The organism is Pseudomonas sp. IT-P395 (assembly GCF_949767675.1).
Lineage (GTDB): Bacteria > Pseudomonadota > Gammaproteobacteria > Pseudomonadales > Pseudomonadaceae > Aquipseudomonas.
This window is the reverse complement of sequence record NZ_CATKPW010000022.1, coordinates 186,059-206,650: the sequence shown is the minus strand read 5'-3', so window position 1 is coordinate 206,650 and position 20,592 is coordinate 186,059. Positions and strand designations below refer to the sequence as shown.

The window sequence follows — 20,592 nt, the reverse complement described above, 5'->3', positions numbered from 1 at the left end:
TCGATTTGATTAGCCTGATCTATCGCTGCAGACGCACCAGCAAACCTTCCTGAATCCACTGTTTCAACCAGGTCACGGCTTGAAGTGGCGCGCCCTCACCATAAGTGACTGCTAACTCGGCGCACAGTTCGGCGAAACTCCATCCTTGGTTGAGCAAACCATCGAGGGCCGTCGCCTGCGCCGAATCGAGGCTGCGGTAACTGCAGATCAGCTGGTTGCGCCAAATCAGACAGGCCTGTGGAATATCCAACGCCATGCTTTCAGGGAAGTCTGCTTTTTCCTTCACCGAGCGCCACAGTGCAAGGCTGTTGAAGCGGCACCCCAGCCACTGCAAGGATGGCACCGCTTTGACGCGCAATTCGGGCCACTCCTCCGGGGCCAGGGCCGCCACAGCGTCAATCGTCAGCGGCTCATCGGCGGGTGCATCAAAGGCCAGTGTGAAAGCCCATTCGAGCGCGATCAGCTCGGCCAGCGGCGCACTCTGCTCCGGCACCAGATGCTCGCGGACAAAACCTTCAAAGCCTTTGCCCAACCAGCGCAGGCTGTAATGCGCTGATGGATACCGACGGATGTACGCCATGGCGAGGTCATCGAACTCTTCATCACCCAGCCAGTGCAGGATCGTCGGAAAGTCATTGCGCAAGACTTCCAGCAACCGCGCTTTGTAAGCGTTGTGATAGATCGCCAGCCCCGTGCCGACATCCAGTGTCGGGCCACCGATCAGGCTCTTGCCCAAGGACAGATTTGCACTGCGGTCTTCATCGAGAAGGAACGTCTCGAACGCCAGTTGCCACTCCTTCAGGCGCATTGCTGCCTCCCGGCCAGAACCTTGTTCCCCAGCTCACGGGCCTTTTGCAGTTCATCGAGCAATTCATCGAAAGGCGGAAAATGATCGTCACGCTCCAGCAACGTGGCCACAGGGCCGAAGTGTTCCAGTGTGCGTTGATAGAGTGCCCAGACCGGATCGCTCACCGGATGGTCGTGAGTGTCGATCACGTAATCGCCGTAGTCACTGTGCCCCGCCAGATGCAGTTGGCGGACTTTGTCGATGGGCAGGTTGCTGATGAAGGCCCACGGATCGAAGCCATGATTACGTGAACTGACGTAAACATTGTTCACGTCCAGCAGCAATTCGCAGCCGCTTTCGCGGCTCAGCGCTGCGAGAAACTCCCACTCGGTGAAATCATCCGAGGCAACACGGACATAACTGGAGACATTCTCCAGCACCAACGGACGCTGCAAAACGTCCTGAACCTGGATTACCCGAGCGGTAATGTAATTCAGGCTTTCTTCGGTGTAAGGCAGCGGCAGCAGATCATGTAACTGATGGGCATTGCCACGGCTCCAGCACAAATGATCGGAGATCCATGCCGGCTTGACCCGTTCGGCCAATTGCTTGAGTTGGTTGAGATAGTCAGGGTCGAGGGCATGCGGCCCGCCGATGGACAGGGATACGCCGTGCATCACCAGCGGATAGCGCTCGGCGATAGCGTCGAGGTAATACAGGGCCTTACCGCCCTGCACCATGAAATTTTCCGAAACCACTTCAAACCAGTCGACATCCGGCGACTGCTCAAGGATCTGCTGGTAGTAAGTGCTACGTAAACCCAAGCCGTAGCCCAGGAAGGGAAGAGAAACAGACATGGGGCGAACTCCTGATAAAAAGTGGCCGCAGTGGCGCCAACCACTGCGGCAACACTTGCCGGTCAGTTATTCGCCGACCTTGCCACCGGCTTTTTCACACGCCGCCTGAGTCATTGCCTTAAAGCCCTGGCCTTTACAGGCACCCATGCCTTTGCAGGCGTGGTCTTTGGTTTTGCAGTCGTTCTGGCCTTTGCAGCCGTTCACGCCGTAGCAGTGAACGTTGGCATCGGCGGCCATCGCGTTGGAGGCAACACCGGCGAACATTGTGGCGGCGGCCAAAGCGAGAGCGGCACCAGCAGCAGCGGTCTTGATGGTCATTTTTCTTATCCTCGGTAATCGTCAGGGGTGTCGGCTGGAAGGTTGTTCAGTCCCGACATAGCACTAGAGAGAGCGCCCCCGACGGCGTTACAGAGGATCGAAAAATAATTTCAAAGGTCTTTCTGGAGCTTGAGCAACGGCTCCTGAAAGCGCAGCAAACGCCCGGCATTACCGAGGACCAGCAGCGTGCTGAGGTTGTGCAGCAGCGCGGCAATCATCGCCCCGGCGGCACCCAGCCAGCCGAATGCAGCGAACACGACGATGGCCAGCGTCCAACCCAGACCGATGATCACGTTGACCTGCAACGTCCGGCGGCACTGGCGGCTGAGGCGCACGCAGGTGCCGAGTCGGCGCAGGTCGCTGCCGATCAAGACAATATCCGCCGAGGCCAGCGCGATGTCGGCGCCACCCGCGCCCATTGCCACACCGACCACGCCTGCCTTGAGCGCGAGGGAGTCATTGATGCCGTCACCGACCACCATCGGCCGGAAACCATTGTCGATTTCCTTGAGCACGCGATTGAGTTTGTCCTCGGGCAAGGCCTGGGCTTGGACCTCATGCAAACCGACCTCCTTGGCGAGCGACTGGGCCACGCTTTGACGATCGCCGGTCAGCAGCAATTGCCGTCCGAGCCCCAATTCACGCAATTCGTCGAGGGCGAAACGGGCCTCCGGTTTAACCGTGTCGGCGAGCAACAGCCAAGCGAGGAATTCCCCGTTCAATGCCAGCCCGGCGATGGGGCCATCGTGATCGGGGACCGTTGTCGTGGTGATGCCCAGTTGCGCGAACAATTCTGGCCGACCGAGCGCCGCTTCGCCCTGCCCGGTCATGGCGACTACACCAAGGCCCTGACGCTCGTGAATATCACTCAGCGGTAGGCATTGATCCTGACTGACCAACCCTGCGAGTGCACGACTGACCGGGTGACTGCTCGCCGCGCCGAGGCTGGCGGCAAGCGCCATGACCACAGACGACTCTGCTTGCGGGCTGTTGATCGACTGCAAGCGTAATGTGCCGTAAGTCAGTGTCCCGGTTTTATCGACGACCAGCGATGTCAGGTCAGCCAGTTCTTCGAGGAACGCCGAACTGCGAATCAAAATCCCGTGACGCGCTGCCACCGCGACACCGGCAATCGCCGTCGCCGGAGCGGACAACACCAACGCGCACGGACACGCTGCCACCAACACCGCAAGCATCGCTTGCGCATCGTTGGTGACGAACCAGGTCACCGCTGCCAGCAACAACACCAGCACCATATAGCTGCCGGCGTAACGTTCGAGCAAACGGGTGATCGGTGGCTTCGAGCGCTCGGCGTTCTGCATCAGCGCGATGACTTTGCCGAGGGTCGACTCGTCGCCAGTGCGGGTCACTTCAATGCGCAGCAGGCCATCGAGATTGATCGCGCCGCCGAACACCGTCATGCCGACAGCCGCCTCGACGGGCACTGATTCGCCGGTAATCGAAGCCGTATCCAGACTGGCCTGGCCGGACAAAACCCGACCGTCCGCCGGCACCCGATCACCGGCGCGCACCTCAACGGTGTCGCCGGATTTCAGCGTGCCGTTGTCCACTTCGATGATCGAACCATCCGCCAGAAGCTTGCGTGCGTGACTGCGCGTCAGTTGGCCAAGCGCATGAATCGCTTCCTGCGAACCGATCACGCTGCGCTCCTCCAGCACATGGCCGAAGATCATGATGATCGGCAGCAGCGCCGCCGTCAGCAGATCGCCGGTGGCCCATGCACCGAGCATGGCCAGGGCAATCAGTTGATCGGTGATGCCGTGCAAGCTTGGATAGCGCAGGCTGTACCACGCCGAACGCATCACCGGGACGGCGACTAATAAAGAAGCAAAACCAAGCAGCAACTGACTGACGCCGGTTTGCTCCGGCACCAGCCAACGCCAGATCAAACCCAGCCCCAGAAGACCGAGCGCCAGCATCGCCAATGTCAGTTGGCGTGCGGCGCGGCGTTGTTCGGCCGAGGACAACAGGCTCGGTGCAGCGGTCGTCGCAGTCATTTACTGGCTCCCTGAATGATCAGACGGGAATCGTCTTTCGGGTCGACCGTGGTGACCGATCCGGCCTGACCGAGAATCTTCGGCATGCGCTCGCGGTACAGGCGCAGAAGCATTTGCGGGTCGGTACTGCTGGCCAGACTCGACACCGTGGCAGTGTCAGCCGTGGCTTTGGCCAAGCGTTCACCGGCCTGCGCGTGAGCGACTTGTAGCGCCCGATCGGCTTGTTCGTTGGAGGTCTGGGTGAGCTTTTCGGCATCGGTACGTGCGTTGGCCACAGCTTTGTCGGCTTGCTGACTGGCCGTCAGCACCGCGTTGAATGCACTGACCGCCGGATCCGGCAGACTCGACTGCACATCGACCCGCGCCACTTCGATCCCGATACCCTGCCCGCTCGCCTTCAACTCGGCGAGGCGTTTGTTGATGCCTTGGACCAAATCACCGCGCAATCGCTCACGTCGTTCGGCAGCCTGATTGTCAGCGCCGATCAATTCCGGACGCGCGACCAGAATGGTGTCCAGATCCCTGGCGGCAGTCAGTGCCACGGCACTGCGAGTGACCAATCGATCCAGCGCCGGCAACACATGATCGGCCTGCAAGACAAAGTCGTAAGGGTCGGTGACTTTGTAGAACACCCGCACATCCAGCTGCACCACGCCGGCGTCACCGGTCAATAAATAACCAGAGCCGGCCAGAGCATCGCTGAGTGGTGTAGCGAAGGAAGCGACTCGATCAGCCTTGAGTGCCTCATCGCTGCGCAACAGGTTTTCCACCCGACGCTCGATCACCCGATCCGCGGCCGGCAACAAAACCACCTGTTCGAACGGCTGCGGCCAAGCCAACAACAGCCCCGCGTTCTGCACGCGATCCAGTGCACCAAAGTGCAAAACCACCGCACGATTCTGCGGATCGATCTGTCGCACATTGGAAAACGCCCAAGCCAATGCGGCCAACACCGTCACCGCATACAGGGCGAGAAATGCCAAACGACCAGCCTGAATCCACGGGCTGTTCAGCGAATGTGTTCCACGTGGAACTTCTTCGCTCATGGCTGCGATCCGGATTTACTGTCGAGTGTTGGCGGGCCATCGATCAGCACGCGAAATGGCGCCGCGTCAGTGCGCAAGATCAGTTTGGTGTCTGGCGTAACGATGGTGCCAAGGGTGTCCAGCGAGCGCAGCAAGTTGTACAGCTGCGGCGAACTGGCGTACGCACGGCCGTAAATCTGCGCGGCTTCAACTCGAGATTGTGCTTCGATTTCTGCAGCTTTCACGGTGGCGTCGGCCTGCACAATTCGCGCATCGCGTTCGGCAGCAGAGCGGATTTGCGCAGCCTCACGCTTGCCGATCGCGGTACGTTCGGTAGCGATTGTTTCACGCTCGGCGCGCATGCGATCGACAGTTGCGGTAAGGGTCACAGAAGGCAAAGTCAAACGCTCGATGCCGACTTGCACAACGCGCACGCCATAGGTGGCGAGCAATTGCTGATCGATCTGCTGACGCAACTGCGCTTCGAATTCAGCGATATGCACCTGACTGGCATCAGTGTTCACCAGGTTCGCCAGATCGAAACTGCTGGCTGTGGTTTCCAGCGCCGAGCCCACGAAGGTGCGAATCTGCCGCGCCGCCTCATCCGGCTGGTTCTGTACCGCGCGCATGAAGCGCTGCACATTGTCCGGATCACCCTGCACCTGCCACGCCACGTAGGCCTGCACGATGATGCGCAAACCGTCGCGGGTACCAACATCCTGCAAGCCGCTGGAGGTGGTGCGCAAACGCAGATCCACCGGGATCGCCGCTTCGAACGGCGCCGGCCAACGCCAGCTCAAACCCGGATCAAGCAGTACCCGCGATGGATTGCCGAAGCGGGTAATCACCGTGGCTTCGCCCGAGCGCACTTGCACCAGGCTCGCTGCTGCGATGGCGAACGCAACCAGCAACACCGCCCAGCTCATGCGTCGCCACGGGAAAGGCCCCGCCTCTTCCGGCGCACCGTGGTGATGGTGATGTCCGCCGTGGCCATGATCGTGGCCGCTGTGATCATGCGGTTCGTGAGTGTGCGACTGGCTCAATGGGCGACTCCTGGTTGAGCGGTGTTGCGCGCGGGCGAAGGGTCAGCCGGCAGCGTGAAAGTACGCAGATCGATGGTCGGCGGATTGCTGCTGCCACCCAGACGATGGTCGATTACCAGCAATTTGGCTTTACTCAGGCCTTGGCTGAGCTGACCGAGATATTGCTCAAGCACGAAAGCCTGACCAGCACTGGAATAGGCTTTTTGTTCGGCGCTGAATTTCAGATCCGCCGCCTGCGCCGTAGCACGGGTTTCGCGCGCGTTGGCGCTGGCCTGATCGCGAGCGAGGCTGGCCTGCAATTGCGCCTGATTGCTCGCTTCGGCCGCAGCGCCACGCTCGCGGGAGATCAACGCCTGCGCGCCGATCTGCGCCGCTTGCACGCTGTGGTAGGCATTGGCGGCACCGGCCGGCGGGTGAATGGCTTCGACGACTGTGGCGAGAATCTCCACGCCGCTGTTGAGTTGCTGCAGATCACTTTGCACCGCGCGACCGATCTCCTCGCCCAGTCCGACCCGATCTTCACCGAGCAAACCGTCGAGTGTGCGCGAGGCAAAGTCATGCACCAGAATCCGGCTGGCCGTGCTGCGAATCAGCGTCGGCACATCGGCACTGTTGTAGGTCGCGGCCAGCGCCGCCTGATCAGTCAGGCCTATGCGATAAACGAAGCGCACGTCCATGTTGACGATCTGAAAGCTCTGTTGAGCGCCACGGCTGCTGGCGATGACTTGCGACTTGTCATTGACGTGGCTGGCGTCCCACAAGCGGTTGGCTGTCATCGGCGCAGGGCCTTCGGCAGGATCGGCTTGCAGCGGCGCCGGATTCTCGCCGACGCTGGTGGCCAATTCGTGCACCACACCGTTCTCGACGATCAGCACGCGCCCCAGCGGCCACGGCAAACCCGTGTGCAATCCTGGGCCGAACACCTGCACCGGTTTGCCGAAGCGCTCATAGATGCCACGGCCCTGCAGCGGGATTTCATGAATGCCGGTGAGCAGCCAACCCACCGCTGCGACGAGCGCCAGCACTGGCAGAAACGCTCGGCGCATGAAACTGAACGCCCAGATCTGGCGCAGATCGATGCCAAAACGGTTGTGCAATTCGTGCTGCAACGCGAGAAAAGGCTGGGGTGGCCAACGCAGCATGTCGGTAACAAAACTGCGCGCCAGCAACCTTGGCTCAAGCTGTTCGCGACGAGGGCTAAAAACTGAAAGAACGGCGCGCAATAGCCACTCGATCGCGACCAATCCTGGCAAGATACCTATCAGTACAGACACGCGAACTGGCCACACGGCATTCTCGCCAGCGAACAACAAACACAGCGCGCCGAGCACCAGAGTGATGATCGCCACGCGCGTCAGTTGCGCCAATGAACCTGCTTCCGGCCATTGCGCAGGATTCTCCTGAGCCAGTTGTCGCTCAAGCACCAACAAGCCGAACGCCAGCAGTAATGACAGCGCTGCGCCCACAGTGGCGGACAATCCAACGGCTGCGGCGGGCAGCGCCAGGTTCCACACCTGTTCGATACTCAGCGCCACCAGCAACGCCCAGCCAGCCAACCACAGCGTCGCAGCACCGATCAGGCCAAGTGCATGCAAACCCCGCTGGCTGAGGTGATCCAGCAGGCGCTCGTACCACCCTTGCGGCGCAGAGCGTTCATCTTCGGCAATAGGCGTCAGCACAACAGGATTGATCACCCGCGCGCGCCATTGCGTCACCCACCACGCAGATTGCAGCCCGGCGACCAACACCAGCAGCGCCGCGCTCTGATTGACCAGCAGCGGCAGCCACAATGACTGCGGTGCAAACAGCCCGACGAAAAACGCCAACACCCAGCCCGCCCCGGCCAATCCACCGAGGGCAAACGCCCAACGCCGCAGTCGCCTGCCCTGCGTGGCCGCCTGCTGAAAACGCGGCAGTCCGGTCACTTGCGTGCCATCCACCTCCAGATCAACTTGCATATCACCCCAATATCATTGGCTCGCGGTTCATATCGTTACGATATAACGAAAAGCGTGAAATATTCGTACACAATTACGCGTATTCAAAGACGCCCAACCTGTCGCTTGCCTGAAGCCTTGACCGAAAAGCCTCGAAACGCACATATTACGTTCGTAATTTTTATTCAGAACTACTTTTAGCGATCCGCATCCATCCAACAGGAGCAAGCGCATGAGCAACTATGACGTAGTGATTCTGGGCGGCGGCCCCGGGGGTTATAACGCAGCGATCCGCGCCGGCCAGTTGGGCCTCAAGGCCGCTTGCGTGGAAGGTCGTGCGACGCTGGGCGGCACTTGCCTGAACGTCGGTTGCATGCCGTCCAAAGCCCTGTTGCATGCCTCGGAGCTGTACGAAGCGGCGATAGGTGCGGAATTCGCCAACCTCGGCATCGAGGTCAAACCGACGTTGAATCTCGCGCAGATGATGAAACAGAAAGACGAGAGCGTGGCGGGCCTGACCAAAGGCATCGAGTTTCTCTTTCGCAAAAACAAAGTCGAGTGGATCAAGGGCTGGGGCCACATCGACGGCCCGGGCAAAGTCACCGTGACCGACGATCAGGGCAACAAGATCGAAGTGACCGCCAAGGACATCATCATCGCCACCGGCTCCGAACCCACTCCCCTGCCCGGCGTCGAGATCGATAACAAACGCATCCTCGACTCAACCGGCGCGCTGTCTCTGAGTGAGGTGCCCAAGCATTTGGTGGTGATTGGTGCCGGGGTGATCGGCCTGGAACTGGGTTCAGTCTGGCGACGCCTGGGCGCGCAGGTCACCGTGGTCGAATACCTCGATCGCATCTGCCCCGGCGTCGATGGCGAGGCCGGCAAAACCCTGCAACGCTCACTGGGCAAACAGGGCATCGCGTTCAAGCTGAGTTCGAAAGTCACCAGCGCCACCTCTTCCGCCAACGGCGTGCAACTCAGCGTCGAGCCGGCCGCTGGCGGTACGGCCGAGTTGCTCGAAGCTGATTACGTGCTGGTCGCTATCGGTCGTCGTCCGTATACCCAAGGCCTCGGTCTGGAAAACGTCGGCCTAAGCACTGACAAGCGCGGCATGCTCGCCAACAAACAGCACCGTACCGAAGCCGCCGGGGTCTGGGTGATCGGCGACGTGACCTCCGGGCCGATGCTCGCGCACAAGGCTGAAGATGAAGCGATGGCGTGCGTCGAGCAGATCCATGGCAAGGCTGGCGAGGTCAATTACGACCTGATCCCCAACGTGATCTATACCAGACCGGAACTGGCCAGCGTCGGCAAGACTGAAGAACAACTCAAGGCCGAGGGCCGTGCCTATAAGGTCGGCAAGTTTCCCTTCACCGCCAACAGCCGGGCGAAGATCAACCATGAGACCGAGGGTTTCGCCAAAGTCCTCGCGGATGAACGCACCGATGAAGTCCTCGGCGTGCACCTGGTCGGCCCGAGCGTCAGTGAAATGATTGGCGAGTTTTGTGTGGCGATGGAGTTCAGTGCCTCGGCGGAAGACATTGCGTTGACGTGCCATCCGCATCCAACGCGGTCAGAGGCGTTGCGTCAGGCGGCGATGAATGTCGAGGGGATGGCGACGCAGATGTAGGGTTCTGAAATCCAGGTGGCTGAAACACCGCTTTCGCGAGCAGGCTCGCTCCCACAATTGACCGTGTACCTTCTGAAGGACTGCGGTCGAATGTGGGAGCGAGCTGCTCGCGAATGGGGCCCCACCCGGTCTTAAGCCGGAAGATGCCCCAGCGGCAACGACCCCGGCGTCTTCACCGTGTGAATGGCAAAGTTGCTGCGAATGTCGCTCACCCCCGGCAGCTTCAACAGGCAGCCACTGAGAAAGCGGTCATACGCGCGTAAATCCGGCACCACCACTTGCAGCAAAAAGTCCGATTCCCCCGACACCAGAAACGCGGAAATCACTTCCGGCAACGCTGTCACCGCGCGGTAGAACGCCTCGGCCTGCTCATCGTTGTGGCGCTCGACCTTGACCCCGACAAACACCGTCAGCCCCAGCCCGACTTCATCGCGATCAAGATTGGCCTGATAACCGCGAATCACCCCGGCCTCCTCGAGCATCCGCACCCGGCGCAGACACGGTGAGGCCGACAGGCCGATTTCATCCGCCAGCTCGACATTGCTCAGGCGTCCGTTGCGTTGCAGCGCCGCGAGAATCTTGCGATCGAAGGCGTCGAGTTTCATGTTTGGCAGATCCCGATAGTCATGCAATGGAAAACCAGCAGATTATGCCAATCAAGAAGGTTTTTGAAGCTGACTTCGCAAGCACCTGCCCCACCCTTCAGCTCTAGACTTGGCGCACCGAATCGACAACGAAAGGGCGGCAACATGGCGAGTCTCTGGCTGTTTTTCCTGGCATTGGCGGTGATCTATCTGTTACCCGGCCCGGACATGATCCTGCTTCTGCAAACCGGTGCGCGACAGGGACGCGGCGCGGCACTGGCCACCGCTATCGGCCTGGGCGTTGCTCGCGGTTGCCACGTGGCGCTGGCGGCGTTGGGGCTGGCCGCGCTGTTCAAGGCTGCACCGTGGACATTCGAGGTCGTGCGTTTGGCGGGGGCGGCGTATCTGTTGTGGATCGGCATTCAATGCCTGCGCAGCACTCTGCTGCCGAGCCTGAATGCGGGTGAGGCTGGTGACGTACACGGGCAATGGCGCGAAGCCGTTCGACGCGGTTTGCTGACCAACCTGCTCAACCCAAAAGCGCTGCTGTTCTGCTCGGTGCTGCTGCCGCAGTTCATCGTCAATGACGGCGCACCGGTATTGAGCCAGTTCGCCGTGCTCGGCATGTTGCTGGTCGGCGTCGGTCTGCTGTTCGACAGCGCCTACGCCCTCACCGGCGCCGCATTGGGTCGTTGGCTGCAACACAGTCCAACCGCCCAACGCGTACAACAATGGCTGTTCGGCAGCCTGCTGATCGGTTTCGCCATACGCCTGACCTTCGTCCAGCAGGCTTAGCTTTTGCGGACCTTGCGCTGGCGACGGGTGATCAGCAGCAATGCCGCAGCGCTGACCAGCACAACCACGCCGATCTGCACCGGCCACTTGTACGGCCGCAGCGATGAACGCACGGCATCCGTGACCTGAGTGACGTAACGCTTGTCAGCGTTTTCGAAATCCGGGTACCGGCACTGATTGCCGAAGTCGACCGCCCACGGGACGAACGGACCTTCCTTGATGTAACGCTGATACAGCGCGCTCTGATCTTCCAGGCTGCTGTTCCAGCCGGCCGCGTTGCACAGCACGGCGGCGAATGCCTGACTGGTGTGCGGCAGGTTGTCAGCGGCGCGCCCGGCCAGTTCGGTGGCGACGAAACGGTAGTGATAGCGCTGATCCGGTTTCGCTTCGCTGGCGGCCTGACGTTGCACTTCGGCCTCGCTCACCAGCGGGCCGACTTTCAGCTCCGTGCTTTCCAGACTGTAGTTGCCACCGAACGTGGCGTAGTCCGGCGCCATCTCATAACCGAGAATATCCATGCCCCATTCACGCGCTGTCCACGCGGCGTTATACAGCGCACTGGCGCGCTTGGTCGGCCACCACGACGCATCGGCCTTCAGCCGTTGTTCGCCGTAGAGGCGAGCCTTGTTTTGCAGGTCGGGATTGTCGAAATAAGCGACCGCGTCGGCGTAACGCCCTTCGCGCAGCAAACGCCGGCCGAGCAGGTTGCGCAGGCTGGCGGCGACCGGCAGCGGCACGTAGTTATCACGCTGCTGCTGAGTCAGCGCGGGCGGAGCCGGGACGTTATCGTCGACGTACTTTTTCAGCTCATCGACGGTCAGTACGCGCTCGGCCACGGTCGCGGCATCGAACCAATAGACACTGTTGCTGCGATACAACTGCACGAAAGCCTGCAGGTACTCGCCACGTTGCAACGCGAGAATCGCGCTTTCGCCCTCGACCCGGCATTTCGGCTGAACCGCTTCAAACGCCCAGTCCGGCGTACGGCGATAACCCCAGTCTTCGCTCTGCGGGAAGGCTTGCGCGGCTTTCGAATAGGCTGCGGCTGCGGCGTTTTTGTCACCGTCACGCACCGCCAGTTTGGCCCGCAGCCACCACGCCAGGCCGCCGTCGCCGGCGTTCTCGAGAAAGGCCTTGGCACCGGCGTAATCACCCTGTTGATAACTCATCGCCGCCAGACGATCCGCGTTTTCGAGGCTGCCGCGGGTGCTGTTTTGCAGCAGTTTCACCAGTTTTTTCTCGTTCGGCGGCTCATCGCCAAACGACCAGCCTTGACGGCTCACCAGCGATGCCGTGACCAGTTGCTGCACGGCTTTGTGCTGCAGCAAATCGGCGAGTTCGGCCTCGGGCAACTCCGCCAGTTCATTCATCAATTGCTTGAGCGATGTGTAACCCACGGCCGAGCCGTGCAGGTTCTGTGCTTCATACAATTCGATGGCGCCGTTCCAGTCGCCCGCCGAGCGTAACACTCGCGCCTCTTCACCGAGGCTGGCAACACCCAACTCCAGCGGATCGCTGAAACCGTCGATGCTCAGTTGCCGGGCTTGGCGGAACGCATCACGCGATTGCTCCAGCGCCTCGACCGCATCCCCGCCTTCGCGGCTCATCGCAAACCAGGTACGGCCCAGCGAATACGCCGCCCACGTGCTGCGCAACGGACGCTGATCTGCCGGCAGCGTCAGCAGCTTGTTGAAATACTCGACCGCGAGTTGATGATCGCCCGTGGCAAACGCCACCGCACCAGCCACGTACAAGCGGATTTCCGCCGGCAGGCCGGCGCCCTGCGCCTCGACCTGACGCGCATCGGTCAGGCCGCGCAGTTGTTTGACCAACGCTTGCTGCTCGGGGCTCAGTCCGGCCTGCTCGGCTTTCTCCCGTGCCTCGGCGGCCGCGTTTTCCTCACCGTACATATCGTTCGGATTGTGCGTTGCAGCGGTGACGTTCTTCAGCCCGGCGATGGCTTTGCCGAGCCGACTGAGTTCGAAGTTGAAGTTGCCCTCAGGCAGATCCGCCAGGGTTTGCCCGCGATTATCGAGCAGGCGCATCGGGAAATCCGGTCCGCAGGCCAGCACCGAACTCAATGGCAAACAGAGGCTCAGACAGAGCAGATGGCGGGGCCAGTTACGGGTCAACATGCGAACCTCCTTGATCAATATTGGCGCAACGCGCCCAACCGATGACGTGCTGCCCACCCGCCGGCAAGCGGCCGTCGCGCAGGCGGGTGAAGGTAAGCAGATCCGGGCTTTGTTGCAACGAGTAACCGGCGAGCGCATCGGCGCCTTCACAGTTTTTCGCCTTGAGAATGATCCGCGCAGGCCAGGCACTGTCGAGGTTGCCGGGATTGTCGAGTTTGATGTCGTAGAGGCCGTCGAACTCGCTCAGCGTCACGCCGAGCTGACTGTTCAGTTGATCACCCCGTGCGACCGCCGCAAGGGTGGTCAGACTCCAGGCGCGGCGGTCAGTGGCCAGCGGCAGGCGGAACCAGATCAGACCGGCCAGATGCGCCGGTGGGTCTTCGCGCAAGGCCTTGCCAAGTTGGCGCAATTGCTGCGGATCTGCGAGCAATTCCTGGCGCTCACCGCCCCGCTCAAGTTGTACTTCGCTTTCCACCACCGGCGCCCCGCCATCATCCGGCAACAGCGCCACACCGTAAGCCGGCAGCGCGAGAAAAAAAGGTTTGTCGGTAATCCGCGCCCAAGCCTTGGCCCACTTCAACGCCTGATCAGGATCGAACAGACCCCGACGCGGATCACTGACGGCGTGGACTTGCAGCACGCTGCTGTCGACGGTTTGCAGGAGTGTTGGCAATTGCGCACTGTCGAGCCAGGCCGGAAGTGCCGTGATGCTCAAAGGCAGAGACGTCGGCAATGCCGAGCGCAAATGTTCGAGGAATTCAGCGTAGGCCGGCAAACGTGCGTTACCGGCATCGTGATCAATCTCGACGCCGCTCAATACAAGACCTTGCGCCTGCCAATCGGCAAGCACCTGCAGAATCTGCGTGGTGAGCTGATCCTGATCCAGCGCCTTCAACTGCCCATCGAGACGAATCACTGCGATCAAAGGACGGCCGTCGGCTATCAATAACGGCGCATCGATCCGCGCCCGGCTCCATCCGGCATTTGGAAAGGCTTGCAGCGCCAGCACGCGCAGCGTCGAGAAATCCTGGCGACTGTCACGCAGCGCTACCTCGTGGGCCGGCGTCCACTGGCGTTGCCAGATGTAGAGTTGTTGGTCGAGAGGGCGCGCGTCGTGTTGCTCGCAACCCGCGATAACGATGCCCAAAAACAGACCCACAATAAACCGCATACCTTCCGGCCCCCTGACACCACAAGGCTGCAAGGTTACACAAAACCCCTGTAGGAGCTGTCGAGTAAAACGAGGCTGCGATCTTTTGATCTTGTTTTTCAGGATCAAAATCAAAAGATCGCAGCGTGCCGCAGCTCCTACACGGGTGCGGCGGGTTTGCGGGCAATGATGACTTGGCTTTTCGCAACCACCGCGTCCAGCGCCTGTTTGATCTGCGCACCACGCGGCGAGTCCAGCACCGCTTGCCAGGTCTCGGCCCAGTGATTGAGCAGCGGATGATCCGGGTTGCTGAAATCGACCTTGGCTTCCCAGAACAACAGCATCCACATCGACCAGTAAAAGCCGTACTGGCTATGGCTGACGATCTCCAGCCCGGCCTCGCTGACCAGCGCCTTGAACTGCTCTTCGCTGATGATGCGAATGTGATTGGGCTTCTGGAAGTACTGGGGCGCGGCGATGTCTTTTTGCAGGTCTTCAGAACTCGGGTGCGGCACGCTCAACAGGTACAAGGCGCCCGGTTTGCCGACACGCACCAGTTCGGCGAGGAACTGTGCCGGATCGTCGACATGCTCGATGACTTCGGTGGAGACCACGCGCGTTGCAGTGCCGTCGGCGATCGGCAACGGATTGCAATCGGTGACGTGACATTCGATGTCCCGTGCCGGCGTATCGCTCAGGCGCTGACGAGTCGCTTCGACCTTGGCCCCGTCGATGTCGGCGATGATGATCTTCGCCCCGCGCATGCCGCAAAAATGCACGTTGCCGCCATCACCGCAGCCGACATCAAGCAGCGTGTCCTCGGCAGACACCACGAAACCTTTGAACAGCTCGTTGGTTTCCTGGTTGAACCAGCCACTGAGCTTGGCATCGTACAAGCCGAGCATGTACGGATCGACCTTGCTGGCGACCGGCTCCACTGCCTGCGCGGGGACCGGTGCTGGCGTCGCCGCCGTGAGTTTCTTCAGTAGGCTCAGCATGAGGTGGCTCCAGAGGACGGGACGGTGGATCGGGACGTACCGAGGCGGCGCACGAGCGCGGCACCACGGTTGCGCATGGGCATTTCGACCCAGCGGTAATTGAGTTCGCTGAGCAACACGATCAGGCCGAAAGCGATCAGCAGCGTCAGCACCGGGTGGCCGGTAGGGCTGGGCAGACCGGCGCTCTGCAAGCGAAAGATCAGTTCACGCACCAATTGATAAGCGGGTATGTGAATCAGGTAGATGCCATAGGACCGGCTACCGATCCACCCCAGCAGCCGCTGCATCGCGCCAGCGGGCATCAGGTAATTGCGGTTGTACGATGCGATCCACACCAGTATTGCGCTCAGTACGGCAATTGAACCGATACGGTACCAGGCGAACGTGAAGCGATCGGTGGCCATGAAACTCAACAGCGCGCCGATCAGCATCAATGCCGAAATTCCGACCCATGGCCGAGCGAGAAAATTCGGCCGCCAACGTTGATAACTCGGCTGCGCACTCCACATTGCCAGCAAAACACCGAGGGCCAGCGCATCAGTACGCACCACCATCAACAACGGCGTGCGCAGGGTGAAAATCTGCACCGCGACCAGCGCCAGCAATGCCCAGACCAAATGTTTGCGACAGAGCAGAATCAGCAGCGGGAACAGCAGGTAGAACTGCTCCTCCAGCGACAGGCTCCAGTAGACGAAACTGCTGCCGTACTCGTAGCGAAAGAAGCTGTCGGCAAACCGGAAGTTGGCGTACTGCAACACCCCGGCCAACGTTGCTTGCAGGTTGGCCGACAACGTACCGAACGCCCCCGAACGATTGAGAAACACGCACGCCAGCAACATCAGCGCCAGCCATAACCAGGCCGACGGCAGTAACCGGAAAACCCGGCGAAGCCAGAAATTGCGCGTCTGCTGCCAATACTCCTGGCGGGTTGTACAGCCTTGCAGCGCCGGGATCAGGCTTCGGGCAATAACAAAACCGGAGATGGCGAAAAACAGATCAACGCCCCACCACGGCTGCGCCCAGGCATGGATCTTTTCCAGCGACGGCACGACATCGGTAAACAGACTGCCCTGCAAGTGATGGAACAACACGCCCAATACGGCAATTGCGCGCAGCACTTCAATGTCCATGATCCGCTTGCTGCTCATGGTGCCTCCCCCACACCCGATGGCTTGCGGGCGATGATCACCTGGCTCTTGGGCATGAAGCGGTCAAGCGTCTGCTTGATCGCCAGCCCGCCCGGCTGAGCGAGCAGATCCTGCCAGGTCTTGGCCCAGTTCTCCATCAACGGCATGAAGGGCTCCTGAATCCGGTCACGCACCGCACCGCCCGGATCACGCCCTGCAGCCCGTTCGCCGGCCCAGAAAAAAATCATGCCCATCACCCAGAAGAATCCGCTGGCCTGGCGATGTTCGATCACCAGGCCAGCCTCTTCTACCAGCGCAGCGAAGCGCTCCGGGGTGAAAATCTGCACATGATTGGGAGACTGATAGTAACTGTCCGGGGCGATGCCTTTTTGCAAGTGTTCGCCCACCGGTGCCGGCACGCTGAACAGATACTGTGCACCTGGGCGCCCCATGCGCACCAGTTCGGCCATGAACGGTTGGGGCTGATCGATGTGCTCCAGCACCTCCATGCACACCACTTTACTGGCGCAGCCGTCAGCCAGTGGCAACGGCAGGCTATTGCTGACCAGCCCAAGATGGGCTTTGTCGCTTTGTGCTTCGACCTGCCGTGCGAGCTCACGCACCTTGGCGTGTTCGCTGTCGGTAAAAATCACCGAAGCGCCCTGACGCACGGCAAACAGTGTCGCCACGCCTTCGCCACAACCGACATCCAGCAACGTATCGTCAGCGCTGATCGCAAAGCCCTTGAGCAACTCGCCGCTGTCATTCAAGAACCAACCGTCGAGCACGGCGTCATGTAAACCGACGTCGCGAGGCGACACCTTGGCCAACGGTGCCGACAGCGGTTGCGCGGCACGCGCCGGACGCCATCGTGCGAGCAGACGCCGGATCATGCGACCGTAACTGGCGCAGGCAACGTTCCGCGGGCTTGCAGTGGCTGCGCAAAAAAATCGCGCAATCTCTGCTCGGTGCTGGCCTGGCTACAGAATCGCTGCAGACTGCGAATCGCCTCGGCGGACATCCCGGCGTAACGCTGCTCATCGGTTTTTGCCACGTCATAACTGGCGCGATACGCCAGACACAGCGAATCCCAGTCGGTGATGTAACGCATCGTGCGATAGGCCGCACGCGGGTCATGCGGCCAGGCGGTGAGCTCTTCGGTGAAGTCGACGATAAATGCATTATCGCTGCTCACATAATCGGCCATCGCGGTGTTCAACGGCGCAATCGCCGGTTTGCCGCAGGACATGAACTCCATCAACGGCAGGCACTGTCCTTCACCGTAAGAACTGTTGACCACGTAGCTGGTGGCCTGCACCAGTGCTTCGTAATCGGCATCCGCCAGATAGCCATGGATCAGCACGATCCGGCACTGATACGACTGGTTCTTGTACAAGTGATGCAGCATGTCGGTCAGCGCATCGGCGATGTCATGGTGGGTCAGTTTGAGCACCAGGGTCACATCGCTGATGTCGCGAAACGTCGTGCAGAACGCGCTGACCATATCCTGCCAATTCTTGCGGCCGTCGTAAGGGTTGAACACCGAGGTGTAGACCACGCCTTCGAGCTGCAATTGGCAATCCTCTGGCGGTCCTGCGAAGGACATCGGCGTGCCTTCGCGCAATCGCGGTGGGCCATACGGCCGCAAGTCCGTGCGACGACTGTCGATCAGCAATCCACGCAGGTTCAGCGTCACAAGGTCAACCACCGGACGCTTGGCCAATTGCTCGCCGCGAGCGGCAAAGCGATCCCACACCGGAGCCGGGATCGCGCAGATCGGATAGTCCGCCCCCATCACGTCGCGCACCGCGTTCACCGTGAATGTCGAATGCGTAATCGCCCGGCCACACGCCTGCAACACCACACGCCAATCGTGACGGGATTCGCCCTGCCAGCTTTCAGTCGGGATGGTGCTGAATTCCCAGGCGAACACCGGGATGGTCGGGCATGCGTAATGGATGGGCGTGCGATGCGGCGGCGAGAACGACAGGAAGACGCAATCCTCGCCCCGGCTCAAGCAGTCGAAATACAAACGATCCACTAACTCGTCAGGGTTGCTGACTTCAATCACCTGACCGATTCGTTCGAGAACGGGGCGAAACTCCTTGAGCACGAAGTAATAGCTGTACTCCGGCCGGCCGAGGTTCTGCTGGATATTGCTCTTGTTGGTTTCCGAATGAATGATGATCAGCATGAGGCCGCTCCGGTCTCGACCGCCAACGAAGTCATTTCGCTATTGGCCCTCAGACCGAAAAACGCCTCCGCGCGCTGCTGCACGGGCGTAAAACCGCAGTATTCACGCATCCGCTCAGCAGCGGCAGCGGCCATCGCCAGGTAAGCCTCTGGATGGTTCTTGGCCATGGCGTAGCTGTCCTCGTAGGCGGTTTTCAACGATCCCCAGTCGGGACGATGGCGCAGCGTGCGATAGAGAATGCGCGCGTCCTCCGGCCAGATGGTCGGTTCGCGGCTGGACTTGACGATGAAAGCAACGCGTTCGTCGATGTAGTCACCCATCGCGGTGTGGTTCGGCGCAATCACCGGGCGGGCACACGACATGAACTCCATCAACGGCAGGCACAACCCTTCGCAGCGCGACGCATTGACGTAGAAACTCGCAGCGCCATACAACCGGGCAAATTCCTCCTCTTCCAGATAGCCATGCATGACCACCACGCGACAGGCGAATGGCGACAGCTGCGAGAGCAACGTAATGAGATGAACGTAATAGCTCGACAGATCGTTTTGGGTGATTTTCAGCACCAGCGTCGCGTCGTCGACATCACGCATAGCCCAGCAGAACGCAGTGATCAGGTGATGCCAGTTCTTGCGCCCGTCCTCGGGGTTGAACACGCTGACGTAAACCACGCCGCTGACGTCGATCTGTACGTGCTGACTGGTGTCGGGGAGCGAAGCTTGCGGGTGCTCAGCCAACACCGGCATTTCACTCACGGCTGGAGCCGGCGTTATTGCCTCGACAATGGGATCAGGCAACTCGCGGTGTTCCTCGCGGACCGAGCCCGGCAGCAAATCACTGACGGCTTCGCGATACCACTGCAACAGGTTGTGCTTGAGCAGAAACAGCGGTCGATGTTCGGAGGCCACCGTGACAGCTCTGTAGCCCGCGATCAGGTAATGCTTGGTGATGAAAGCACGCCGGCGCAGGGTCAGTGCCGGAGGAGGTTCCGCGATCGGCTCCGGCACGGGCTCGATCACTTGCGGTGTTTGCAGTTCCGGCTCGCGGAGTATCGGTGCGATCAAGCCATCGGCCGACAGCCCCAGAGCACGGCTGTCGATGATGCAGCCCTTAATCTGCAGCGTGGTGCCGGGGTTTACCGGGACACTTGGACAATCTCGCCGCACCTGAGCGAAACGCTCCCACAGTGGCGTGGGCAATACCAGCACGGGGAAATCTTCACCCAGACTGCGACGGATGGCCTGCGCGGTGTGGGTGGACAACGTAATCACCCGGCCATGGCGGGCCAGTGTCTGGCGCCAGTCCTGGCGCACATCGTCGCCAGCGTATTCGGTGGGGATCGAGTCATATTCCCAGGCAATCACGCAGACCATCGGGCACTGCAGGCCGATCGGGGTTTTATGTGGCGGTGCAAACGAAAGAAACAGGCATTCCTGATCGGCCTGGCGCAATTGCAGATACAGCGGATCGACGTCGTCAGTCGACGTGACCACATGCACGCGACCAAGGCTTTCCAGCACCGGGCGATAAGCCTTGAGCACGAAGTAGTAGCTGTATTCGGGACGCCCGAGACTTTGGCTGATGGAGCGGTCGTTGACGTCCGAGTAAAGAATGAAATTCATGGCATCCCACGATGAAGCAGCCGTCCCGGCAACCTCATGCTATGACGACCCGGCGTTGGATCAAGCCGCAATAACGCAGCTAGTCCATCATCTTCAGGCACGTCTTCGTTCTTGTTTTAGTGGTCAGTTTCACCCTGGTTGCGCCACGCCCACGGTGGACCTGGGGGAATGGCGACGAGGGCCATTCTAAACACATCCATCAAGGATCCGGGAACCGCCCGACGAGAATAAATCGGACTACGCTGACGAGAACTGACCGGTCACGGTTTGGCCTGTTGAAATTGCTGCGCAATTGGCACAGATTGATAACAAACAACTACAACAACTGACTTCGCCCGTCTCTCACCCGGTTTTTCCTCCGGTCTGACA

The 20,592-nt window shown here is 60.5% G+C and carries 17 protein-coding genes; 2 read left to right on the top strand and 15 right to left on the bottom strand.

What is annotated here, in order from left to right; all coding sequences use genetic code 11:
* Window positions 1-19 precede the first annotated feature (19 nt).
* From ACM6IN_RS16175 to hflK (ACM6IN_RS16145), 7 genes are all read right to left on the bottom strand, one after another.
* Entirely contained in the window at window positions 20-808 is a 789-nt protein-coding gene (locus ACM6IN_RS16175) for a DNA-binding domain-containing protein (RefSeq protein WP_007912030.1), read from the bottom strand.
* Window positions 799-1,644, bottom strand: a complete 846-nt coding sequence (locus tag ACM6IN_RS16170) for a DUF692 domain-containing protein (protein ID WP_414916359.1) — start codon at window positions 1,642-1,644, stop codon at window positions 799-801. The genes ACM6IN_RS16175 and ACM6IN_RS16170 overlap by 10 nt, the downstream gene beginning before the upstream one ends.
* 66 nt (window positions 1,645-1,710) lie before the next feature.
* Window positions 1,711-1,962 carry a membrane protein gene (locus ACM6IN_RS16165; protein WP_007912027.1) on the bottom strand — a complete coding sequence of 84 codons (252 nt, stop codon included), beginning with the start codon at window positions 1,960-1,962 and terminating at the stop codon, window positions 1,711-1,713.
* Between the two features lie 110 nt (window positions 1,963-2,072).
* Complete coding sequence (locus ACM6IN_RS16160; RefSeq protein WP_414916358.1) at window positions 2,073-3,980, bottom strand: heavy metal translocating P-type ATPase; 1,908 nt, start codon at window positions 3,978-3,980, stop codon at window positions 2,073-2,075.
* Window positions 3,977-5,026: a protease modulator HflK gene (hflK, locus tag ACM6IN_RS16155; RefSeq protein WP_007912025.1), complete on the bottom strand. Its 1,050-nt coding sequence runs from the start codon at window positions 5,024-5,026 to the stop codon at window positions 3,977-3,979. Before hflK (ACM6IN_RS16155) ends, ACM6IN_RS16160 begins: the two co-directional genes overlap by 4 nt.
* Window positions 5,023-6,048, bottom strand: coding sequence for a protease modulator HflC (hflC, locus tag ACM6IN_RS16150; RefSeq protein ID WP_414916357.1), 1,026 nt, complete (start codon window positions 6,046-6,048; stop codon window positions 5,023-5,025). Before hflC ends, hflK (ACM6IN_RS16155) begins: the two co-directional genes overlap by 4 nt.
* The gene (gene hflK / locus ACM6IN_RS16145) at window positions 6,045-8,006 is read right to left on the bottom strand and encodes a protease modulator HflK (RefSeq protein ID WP_414916356.1); all 1,962 of its coding nucleotides are present in this window, start codon (window positions 8,004-8,006) and stop codon (window positions 6,045-6,047) included. Before hflK (ACM6IN_RS16145) ends, hflC begins: the two co-directional genes overlap by 4 nt.
* A 211-nt stretch (window positions 8,007-8,217) precedes the next feature.
* Here hflK (ACM6IN_RS16145) and lpdA point away from each other — a divergent pair, with 211 nt between their 5' ends.
* A complete protein-coding gene (gene lpdA / locus ACM6IN_RS16140; RefSeq protein WP_414916355.1) occupies window positions 8,218-9,618 on the top strand; it encodes a dihydrolipoyl dehydrogenase in 1,401 nt (466 codons plus the stop codon).
* Between the two features lie 131 nt (window positions 9,619-9,749).
* Here lpdA and ACM6IN_RS16135 read toward each other — a convergent pair whose 3' ends face one another.
* A complete protein-coding gene (locus tag ACM6IN_RS16135) occupies window positions 9,750-10,223 on the bottom strand; it encodes an Lrp/AsnC family transcriptional regulator (protein WP_414916354.1) in 474 nt (157 codons plus the stop codon).
* A gap of 144 nt (window positions 10,224-10,367) precedes the next feature.
* Between ACM6IN_RS16135 and ACM6IN_RS16130 the strand changes: the two genes are divergently transcribed.
* Complete coding sequence (locus ACM6IN_RS16130) at window positions 10,368-10,997, top strand: LysE family translocator (protein ID WP_095113157.1); 630 nt, start codon at window positions 10,368-10,370, stop codon at window positions 10,995-10,997.
* On the opposite strand, the gene ACM6IN_RS16125 is transcribed toward ACM6IN_RS16130, so the two are convergent.
* The 7 genes from ACM6IN_RS16125 to ACM6IN_RS16095 form a co-directional block, all read right to left on the bottom strand.
* Entirely contained in the window at window positions 10,994-13,132 is a 2,139-nt protein-coding gene (locus tag ACM6IN_RS16125; protein ID WP_414916353.1) for a hypothetical protein, read from the bottom strand. The two genes, ACM6IN_RS16130 and ACM6IN_RS16125, sit on opposite strands and share 4 nt — an antisense overlap.
* A complete protein-coding gene (locus ACM6IN_RS16120; protein WP_414916352.1) occupies window positions 13,119-14,303 on the bottom strand; it encodes a DUF3142 domain-containing protein in 1,185 nt (394 codons plus the stop codon). Before ACM6IN_RS16120 ends, ACM6IN_RS16125 begins: the two co-directional genes overlap by 14 nt.
* A gap of 137 nt (window positions 14,304-14,440) precedes the next feature.
* Window positions 14,441-15,280, bottom strand: coding sequence for a class I SAM-dependent methyltransferase (locus ACM6IN_RS16115; RefSeq protein WP_007912007.1), 840 nt, complete (start codon window positions 15,278-15,280; stop codon window positions 14,441-14,443).
* The gene (locus ACM6IN_RS16110) at window positions 15,274-16,428 is read right to left on the bottom strand and encodes an acyltransferase family protein (RefSeq protein ID WP_414916351.1); all 1,155 of its coding nucleotides are present in this window, start codon (window positions 16,426-16,428) and stop codon (window positions 15,274-15,276) included. The genes ACM6IN_RS16115 and ACM6IN_RS16110 overlap by 7 nt, the downstream gene beginning before the upstream one ends.
* On the bottom strand, window positions 16,425-17,300 hold the full coding sequence (locus tag ACM6IN_RS16105) for a class I SAM-dependent methyltransferase (RefSeq protein ID WP_414916350.1): 876 nt from the start codon (window positions 17,298-17,300) through the stop codon (window positions 16,425-16,427). The genes ACM6IN_RS16110 and ACM6IN_RS16105 overlap by 4 nt, the downstream gene beginning before the upstream one ends.
* Window positions 17,297-18,601 (bottom strand): glycosyltransferase, encoded by a 1,305-nt coding sequence (locus ACM6IN_RS16100; protein WP_007912004.1) that lies wholly within the window; start codon window positions 18,599-18,601, stop codon window positions 17,297-17,299. Before ACM6IN_RS16100 ends, ACM6IN_RS16105 begins: the two co-directional genes overlap by 4 nt.
* The gene (locus ACM6IN_RS16095; RefSeq protein ID WP_095113152.1) at window positions 18,595-20,223 is read right to left on the bottom strand and encodes a glycosyltransferase; all 1,629 of its coding nucleotides are present in this window, start codon (window positions 20,221-20,223) and stop codon (window positions 18,595-18,597) included. Before ACM6IN_RS16095 ends, ACM6IN_RS16100 begins: the two co-directional genes overlap by 7 nt.
* Window positions 20,224-20,592 lie beyond the last annotated feature (369 nt).

Coding starts and splice junctions, on each gene's coding strand:
- ACM6IN_RS16110 (WP_414916351.1), bottom strand. CDS start 16,428: ATGAGCAGCAAGCGGATCATGGACATTGAAGTGCTGCGCGCAATTGCC.
- ACM6IN_RS16170 (WP_414916359.1), bottom strand. CDS start 1,644: ATGTCTGTTTCTCTTCCCTTCCTGGGCTACGGCTTGGGTTTACGTAGC.
- ACM6IN_RS16165 (WP_007912027.1), bottom strand. CDS start 1,962: ATGACCATCAAGACCGCTGCTGCTGGTGCCGCTCTCGCTTTGGCCGCC.
- ACM6IN_RS16125 (WP_414916353.1), bottom strand. CDS start 13,132: ATGTTGACCCGTAACTGGCCCCGCCATCTGCTCTGTCTGAGCCTCTGT.
- ACM6IN_RS16160 (WP_414916358.1), bottom strand. CDS start 3,980: ATGACTGCGACGACCGCTGCACCGAGCCTGTTGTCCTCGGCCGAACAA.
- ACM6IN_RS16115 (WP_007912007.1), bottom strand. CDS start 15,280: ATGCTGAGCCTACTGAAGAAACTCACGGCGGCGACGCCAGCACCGGTC.
- hflK (WP_414916356.1), bottom strand. CDS start 8,006: ATGCAAGTTGATCTGGAGGTGGATGGCACGCAAGTGACCGGACTGCCG.
- ACM6IN_RS16095 (WP_095113152.1), bottom strand. CDS start 20,223: ATGAATTTCATTCTTTACTCGGACGTCAACGACCGCTCCATCAGCCAA.
- ACM6IN_RS16130 (WP_095113157.1), top strand. CDS start 10,368: ATGGCGAGTCTCTGGCTGTTTTTCCTGGCATTGGCGGTGATCTATCTG.
- ACM6IN_RS16105 (WP_414916350.1), bottom strand. CDS start 17,300: ATGATCCGGCGTCTGCTCGCACGATGGCGTCCGGCGCGTGCCGCGCAA.
- ACM6IN_RS16175 (WP_007912030.1), bottom strand. CDS start 808: ATGCGCCTGAAGGAGTGGCAACTGGCGTTCGAGACGTTCCTTCTCGAT.
- ACM6IN_RS16120 (WP_414916352.1), bottom strand. CDS start 14,303: ATGCGGTTTATTGTGGGTCTGTTTTTGGGCATCGTTATCGCGGGTTGC.
- ACM6IN_RS16135 (WP_414916354.1), bottom strand. CDS start 10,223: ATGAAACTCGACGCCTTCGATCGCAAGATTCTCGCGGCGCTGCAACGC.
- lpdA (WP_414916355.1), top strand. CDS start 8,218: ATGAGCAACTATGACGTAGTGATTCTGGGCGGCGGCCCCGGGGGTTAT.
- ACM6IN_RS16100 (WP_007912004.1), bottom strand. CDS start 18,601: ATGCTGATCATCATTCATTCGGAAACCAACAAGAGCAATATCCAGCAG.
- hflK (WP_007912025.1), bottom strand. CDS start 5,026: ATGAGCGAAGAAGTTCCACGTGGAACACATTCGCTGAACAGCCCGTGG.